The organism is Actinosynnema sp. NPDC059797 (assembly GCF_042732085.1).
Lineage (GTDB): Bacteria > Actinomycetota > Actinomycetes > Mycobacteriales > Pseudonocardiaceae > Actinosynnema.
Genome location: NZ_JBHWIE010000405.1, coordinates 1 through 5,944, shown reverse-complemented (window position 1 = coordinate 5,944; position 5,944 = coordinate 1). Strand labels below are relative to the sequence as shown.

At 74.7% G+C, this 5,944-nt stretch carries 6 protein-coding genes and 1 pseudogene; 2 read left to right on the top strand and 5 right to left on the bottom strand.

What is annotated here, in order from left to right:
- The first annotated feature begins 70 nt into the window (after positions 1–70).
- Positions 71–214 carry a hypothetical protein gene (locus tag ACFV4N_RS38410; protein WP_499677598.1) on the top strand — a complete coding sequence of 48 codons (144 nt, stop codon included), beginning with the start codon at positions 71–73 and terminating at the stop codon, positions 212–214.
- Between the two features lie 17 nt (positions 215–231).
- On the opposite strand, the gene ACFV4N_RS38405 is transcribed toward ACFV4N_RS38410, so the two are convergent.
- Positions 232–1,158, bottom strand: a complete 927-nt coding sequence (locus ACFV4N_RS38405) for a zinc-binding dehydrogenase (RefSeq protein ID WP_499677597.1) — start codon at positions 1,156–1,158, stop codon at positions 232–234.
- Positions 1,159–1,260: 102 nt separating this feature from the next.
- On the opposite strand from ACFV4N_RS38405, the gene ACFV4N_RS38400 reads away from it, so the two are divergent.
- The gene (locus tag ACFV4N_RS38400; RefSeq protein ID WP_499677596.1) at positions 1,261–1,932 is read left to right on the top strand and encodes a TetR/AcrR family transcriptional regulator; all 672 of its coding nucleotides are present in this window, start codon (positions 1,261–1,263) and stop codon (positions 1,930–1,932) included.
- Between the two features lie 36 nt (positions 1,933–1,968).
- On the opposite strand, the gene surE is transcribed toward ACFV4N_RS38400, so the two are convergent.
- The 4 genes and pseudogenes from surE to ACFV4N_RS38380 form a co-directional block, all read right to left on the bottom strand.
- On the bottom strand, positions 1,969–2,721 hold the full coding sequence (surE, locus tag ACFV4N_RS38395) for a 5'/3'-nucleotidase SurE (RefSeq protein WP_499677595.1): 753 nt from the start codon (positions 2,719–2,721) through the stop codon (positions 1,969–1,971).
- Complete coding sequence (locus tag ACFV4N_RS38390) at positions 2,706–3,626, bottom strand: 1-phosphofructokinase family hexose kinase (RefSeq protein ID WP_499677594.1); 921 nt, start codon at positions 3,624–3,626, stop codon at positions 2,706–2,708. Before ACFV4N_RS38390 ends, surE begins: the two co-directional genes overlap by 16 nt.
- Before the next feature lie 67 nt (positions 3,627–3,693).
- Positions 3,694–4,965, bottom strand: coding sequence for a M1 family metallopeptidase (locus ACFV4N_RS38385; protein WP_499677593.1), 1,272 nt, complete (start codon positions 4,963–4,965; stop codon positions 3,694–3,696).
- Positions 4,962–5,944, bottom strand: a pseudogene (locus ACFV4N_RS38380) (amino acid adenylation protein); the annotation flags it as partial. The pseudogene ACFV4N_RS38380 and the gene ACFV4N_RS38385, both read right to left, overlap by 4 nt.

The following is a 5,944-nucleotide window of genomic DNA, read 5'->3' as shown; positions in this document are numbered from 1 at the left end:
GCCATAGTCCGTTCGAGTGTGAGGCGACTCGAACGGGGTACTTGTCCGTGAATCGAGTGGAGGTAAGACCATGGGCAAGCACCGACTGGGTCGACCCGACCTGGGCGTATCCGACGGCTCCCAGTGGGGCGGCCCGGACCTGCTCACCCGGACCGCGGCCCAGGCCGACACGGAGCGGATGGAACCGGTCCAGGATCCCGTGGCGGAGGAGTAGCCGGAGATCCGGTCCGCTCAGTCCAGTTCGAGCACGGCCTTGCCGTGCAACCGCCGCTCCACCAGCGCGGCCAGCGCGTCGTCGGCGTCGCGCCAGCTCCCGCGCCACGTCACGTTCGGGTCCAGCGCGCCCGCGTGCACCTGCTCGGCCAGCCAGGTGAGGTCCGGGCCGAGGTCCGGGCAGTCGAGCAGGAAGAACGTGGCGATCGTCCGGTCGTGCGCCCCCATGCCTTCCAGGGCCTCCGGGGAGAACACCGCCGGTTCGCCCGACGAGCGGCCCACCGAGACCAGCGTGCCGCCTCCGGCGAGCCTGCCGTGGGCCCGGACCAACTGCGGCCCGCCCACCAGGTCCAGCACGCCGTGCACCGGGTCGGCGAGTTCGCCCGGGTCGGCCACCACCTCGTGCGCGCCCAGCGCCCGCAGACCCGCGCCGTGGCGGTCCGGGTCCCCGGTGGTGGCGATGACGTGCGCGCCGCCCCGGTTGGCCAGCTGCACGGCGTAGCGGCCGACGCCGCCGGTCGCGCCGGTGACGAGCACCCGGCGGCCCAGGACCGGGCCGAGCCGGTGCAGGCCGCGCAAGGCGCTCAGGCCGGCGACCGGGAGCGTGCTCATCGCGCCGGGATCGGCGCCGGTGGGCAGGACGCCCAGCCGGTCGGTGCGCACGGCCCGCAGCTCGGCCCAGCCGCCCGCCAGGTCGAGCGTGGCCACCGGGGTGCCGACGGCGGGACCGGAGCCGTCGGCGGCGGCGCGTTCGACCACGCCCGCGGCGTCCCAGCCCAGCACCGCGCCGTCGGGCGAGCCGGGGACCAGCCCCTTGACCTCGCCGGAGTTCAACGAGGTCGCGGTGACGCGGACGAGTGCCTGGTCCGGGGCCGGCACGGGGTCGGGCGCCTCGCCGAGGCGCAGGCCCGCGGGGGCGGAGTGGTCGACGAGCAGGGCGCGCATGGTGGGTGTCCTCCCGGGAGTGCCGACGACCCCAGCGACAAAGTGCCACTGAGTGGCAGAAGCCTATCAGTGGCTTTCGACTCCCGGGTTAGACTGCCCCCGATGAGCACCCCCGTGGACGCCCACCTCCCGCTGCGCGAGCGCAAGAAGCAACGCACGCGCGAGGCCCTGCTGGCCACCGGGTTGCGCCTGTTCACCGAACGCGGGTTCGCCGCCACCACGCTGGACGAGCTGTGCGACGCGGTCGAGGTCTCCAAGCGCACGTTCTTCCGCACCTTCGCGGGCAAGGAGGACCTGGTCAACGCCCCGCTGCACGACCTGTGGACGCGCTTCCTGCGCGAACTGGCCGTGGCGGGGCCCGAGCCGACCCTCGCGGACCTCCTGCGCGGCGCGCTGCTGACCGCCCTGGACGGGATGACCGAACCGGACTGGCCGCACCGCGTGCTGCTCTCGCGCAGGCTGGCCGAGAACAACCCGTCGATCGAAGCGGACGGGCTGTACTTCTGCGACCGCACCACCCGCGCCGCCCTCGCCGTGCTGCGCGAGCGCTTCGACCTGCCCGACGACCTGCCCGTGCTGCTGGCCCTCGACGTGCTGGTCGCCACGTTCCACCGCGCCCAGGAGGCGTGGGCGACGGGCCCCGCCACCCGCGAGGGCCTGCGCGAACACGTGATCGCTGCCTGGGCCGCCGTGCCCGCCGGCCTGGACGCGCCCCTGCGCGGCCTTTCCGCACGGCAGCCCGAACAGCAGCCCGGACAGCAGCCCGACGTGTGATCGAACCGGTCGTCCGCCGGTGGACCGCGAGGGCCGTCAGAGGTCGATCCCGGGCTCCTCGCCCACCGACCGCAGCGGCGTCACCGTCGCGTGCCCCTCGGCCAGCAGCGCCGCGTCGCTGCCCGGCGGCAGGTCGCCCTCCACGAGCACCGAGGTCAGGTCGATCGACCCGTCGTCGGTGTCCTTGACCCGGCTCTGCACCGCGCCGAACTCCGCCAGGCTCGCCCGCTTCGGCTCGCCGACCTCCGGCCGGTTCGGCACGTTGAGGTTGAGCACCGCGCCCGGCGGCAACCCGGCCAGCCGGTCGAACAGCCGCGCCGCCACCGCGACCGCGGTGTCCCAGTGGTGCTCCGCCCCGCCGCCCAGCGGCACGTCCAGCGACACCGCCATGGCCCGCGCGCCGTTGATCGACGCGGTCAGCGCCGCGCCCACGGTGCCGGAGTGCAGCACCGCCCGGCCGACGTTCGCGCCCCGGTTCACCCCCGACAGCACCACGTCCGGCGGGTCGCCGAACGCGCCCTGCGCGGCGACCAGGGCGATCAGTCCCGGGTGGGCGGCCACGGCGTGCGCGGGCACGTCCGGCAGACCGGGCAGCTCCCGGCGGGTCACGCGCACCCTCCGGTCGTCCTCGGCGGCGGTCAGGCCCGCGCTGGTGCCGCTGGACTCGCGCTCAGGCGCGGCGACCACCACGTCCCAACCGTGGTCCCGCGCACCGCGCGCCAAGGCGTGCAGACCGGGGGAGTCGATGCCGTCGTCGTTGGTGATGAGCACCCTCACGCCGCGTCCCATGGCCTCAGGGTTACCCGCTCGGTCAACTCCCTCACCACGTCGCCGCTGCCCGTGCCCAGGCCGTGCCGGGTGACGTTGACCGCGCCCGCCGCCGCGCCCAGCCGCAGCGACTCCTCCAGCGACCGGCCCTGGGAGAGCCCGGCGGCCAGCCCGGCGGTCATCGAGTCACCACCGCCCCGCGTGTCCACGGGGGACAGCTCAGGCACCTCCACCAGGTAGAACGACCCCTCGATCAGCGCCAACGTCTCCTCGGCGGCCCGGGACACCACGACCGCCCGCGCGCCCGACTTCGCGATCTCCCGGCACCCCTCCGCCAGGTCGGCAAGGTCGTCGGACTTCGCGTACCCGTCGGACGTCAGCTCCGTGTGGCTGACCTTGACCACCGCCGGACCGCCCTCCAGCGCGGCGGCGAGCCGCCCACCGGACAGGTCCACCACCACCTGGCAGCCGTTGCCGCCGAGGTCGCGGGTCAACCGCTCGTACACCGAGTCCGGCACCGGCTCGTCGTGCTCGGCGGGCCCGCTCAGCACGGCCACACCCGCGTTCAGGCCCTCGACGAGCGTCATCTCGTACAGGTCGTCCAACTCGTGGCGGGTCAACGCGTCCGCGGGCATCCGCACCACCTGGTCGCGCCCGCCGTCGCGCCGGTCGTGCACGTACCCGCCGTTGCGGGCGGCCACCTCGCGGGCCTTGAGCTCCACGCCGATCAGGTGGCGCAGCACGTGCCCGGTCTCACCGCCCAGCGCCGCGCACAGCACGACCTCCGAGCCCAGCGACTCGATCATCCTCGACTGCCACACACCCTGCCCACCGGCGTGGACGTGGATGTCCGGCGCACCGTCCAGCTCCTCCACCGTCACCGTCAACTCCGGCGACGGCGCGAACACCACCACTCGACCCGTCATAACGGACAACTACCCCGATCCGTCGAAATCGAAGCACCGTCCGCGAGGCGAGCGGAGGAGCCGCCGCTCACAGCGCGGGCAACCCGAAATCCTCCAGCCACGACCGGAAGAACACCTCCAGCGGCACGGCCGCGTGCCGCTGCGCCACCGCCACGAAGTCCGCCGTCGTCGCGGTGCGGTGCCGGAAGGTGCCCGTCCAGTCCCGCACGGCCGCGAAGAAGTCCTGGTCGCCCAACCGCTCGCGCAGCGCGTGCAGCGTCAACGCGCCACGCTGGTACACCCGGTCGTCGAACATGTTCGCCACACCCGGGTCGCCCAACCGCAGGTCCCGGGGCAGCCGGGCCTGCCGGGCGCGGGACCGGGACGCGAGCACCGCGGCGCTCGGGCCACCGGACCGCTCCGACCACAGCCACTCCGCGTAGCAGGCGAAGCCCTCGTTGAGCCAGATGTCGCGCCAGTCGGCCAGACCCACGCTGTTGCCGAACCACTGGTGCGCCAGCTCGTGCGCGACCAGCCGCTCGCACCCGCGCCGCCCGTCCACGTGGTTGGCGCCGAACACCGACATGCCCTGCGCCTCGACCGGCACCTCCAGCTCGTCGTCGGTCACCACGACCTGGTACCGGCGGAACGGGTAGGGGCCGAACAGCTCCTCGAAGACCTCCACCATCAGCGGCTGCCGGGCGAAGTCGTGGCGGGCCGCGCGCAGCAACCGGGCCGGCGCGTGCACGTCCTGGTCGTCGGCGAGCGCGATCCGCTCGTACACCCCGACCTGCACCGACGCCAGGTAGGTCGACATCGGCTCGGCCTGCTCGTAGACCCACGTGGTGGTGCTGCCGCCGACCCGACCGTCGACCAGCACGCCGTTGGCCAGCACGGTGTAGGCCGACGGCGCGGTCACCGCGATCCGGTAGGCCGCCTTGTCCCGCACCAGGTCGTTGCACGGGAACCAGGACGGCGCGCCGACCGGCTGGCTCGCCACCAGCGCCCCGTCGGTGAGCTGGTCCCAGCCCAGCTCGCCCCAGTGGCGCGTGCGGACCGGCCGCGCGGTGCCCGCGTAGCGGACCTCGACCGCGAACGGGCCCTCCACCGGTCGCTGCGGGCGGACCCGCAGCTTGCCGCCGCCGTGGGTGAACCGGGCGGGCCTGCCGTCCACCAGCACCCGGTTCACCGCCAACGGGCCGAAGTCCAGCACCAGCCGGCTCGACCTCGCCGCCGCGACGGCGGACAGCACCGCCCGCCCGGCCAACCGGCCCGTGTGCGGCCGGTAGTCCAGGTCCAGGTCGTAGTGCTCGACCCGGTAGCCGTCGTCGCCGTGGTCCGGCAGGTACGGTCCGGTCATCGCCAGGCGGCGATCGGGTTGCCCAGCCACCGCGTGCCCGCGGGCACGTGCTCGCCGCGCATGACCAGCGACGCCGGGCCCACCGCGGTGTGCGCGCCGAGCCGCGCGCCGGGCAGCACGATGCCGTGCGGGCCCAGCGTCGCGCCGGCGGCCAGCTCGACCCGGTCCATGCGCAGGATCCGGTCGTGGAACAGGTGGGTCTGCACCACGCACCCCCGGTTGACCGTCGCGCCGTCGCCCAGGCCCACCAGGTCGGCCTCGGGGAACCAGTGCGACTCGACCCACGTGCCCCGACCGACGCGGGCGCCCAGCGACCGCAGCCACAGCCCCATCACCGGCGACCCGCCGGCCGAACCGACCAGCCACGGCACCGCCAGCACCTCGACGAAGGTGTCCGCCAGCTCGTTGCGCCACACGAACCCGCTCCACAGCGGGTACTCGCGCGCCCGGAACCGGCCGACCAGCAGCCACTTCGCCACCGCCGCCACCGCGCACGCCGCCACGCCCGCGGCCAGCAACACCGGCCCGGCCAGCAGCGGGCCCAGCTCGCGCAGCGCGAACAGCACGCCGATCACCAGCGCCACGTGGCACATCACCGGCACGACCCGGCACAGCTCCACCAGCGCCCGCGCCACCACCAGCCGCCGCGGCGGGTCGAACGTGCGGCTCTGGTCGCCCTCCTCGGCCGCGCGCGGCAGCTTCATCGGCGGCATCCCCAGGTAGGAGCTGCCCGCCTTGGCCTTGCGCGGCGTGGCCGACAGCACGCCGACCAGGCCCCGGTTCGGCACCGCGCGACCGGGCGCGGTCATGCCCGAGTTGCCCAGGAACGCCCGCTTGCCGACCCGCGCGGCGGCGATGCGCAGCCGCCCACCGCCCAGCTCGTAGGACGCCACCATGGTGTCGTCGGCGAGGAACGCGCCGTCACCGATCGTGGTCATCTTCGGCAGGGCCAACACGGTCGTGGCCTCGACCCGACGAC

Coding starts and splice junctions, on each gene's coding strand:
- ACFV4N_RS38405 (WP_499677597.1), bottom strand. CDS start 1,158: ATGCGCGCCCTGCTCGTCGACCACTCCGCCCCCGCGGGCCTGCGCCTC.
- ACFV4N_RS38385 (WP_499677593.1), bottom strand. CDS start 4,965: ATGACCGGACCGTACCTGCCGGACCACGGCGACGACGGCTACCGGGTC.
- ACFV4N_RS38410 (WP_499677598.1), top strand. CDS start 71: ATGGGCAAGCACCGACTGGGTCGACCCGACCTGGGCGTATCCGACGGC.
- ACFV4N_RS38400 (WP_499677596.1), top strand. CDS start 1,261: ATGAGCACCCCCGTGGACGCCCACCTCCCGCTGCGCGAGCGCAAGAAG.
- surE (WP_499677595.1), bottom strand. CDS start 2,721: ATGGGACGCGGCGTGAGGGTGCTCATCACCAACGACGACGGCATCGAC.
- ACFV4N_RS38390 (WP_499677594.1), bottom strand. CDS start 3,626: ATGACGGGTCGAGTGGTGGTGTTCGCGCCGTCGCCGGAGTTGACGGTG.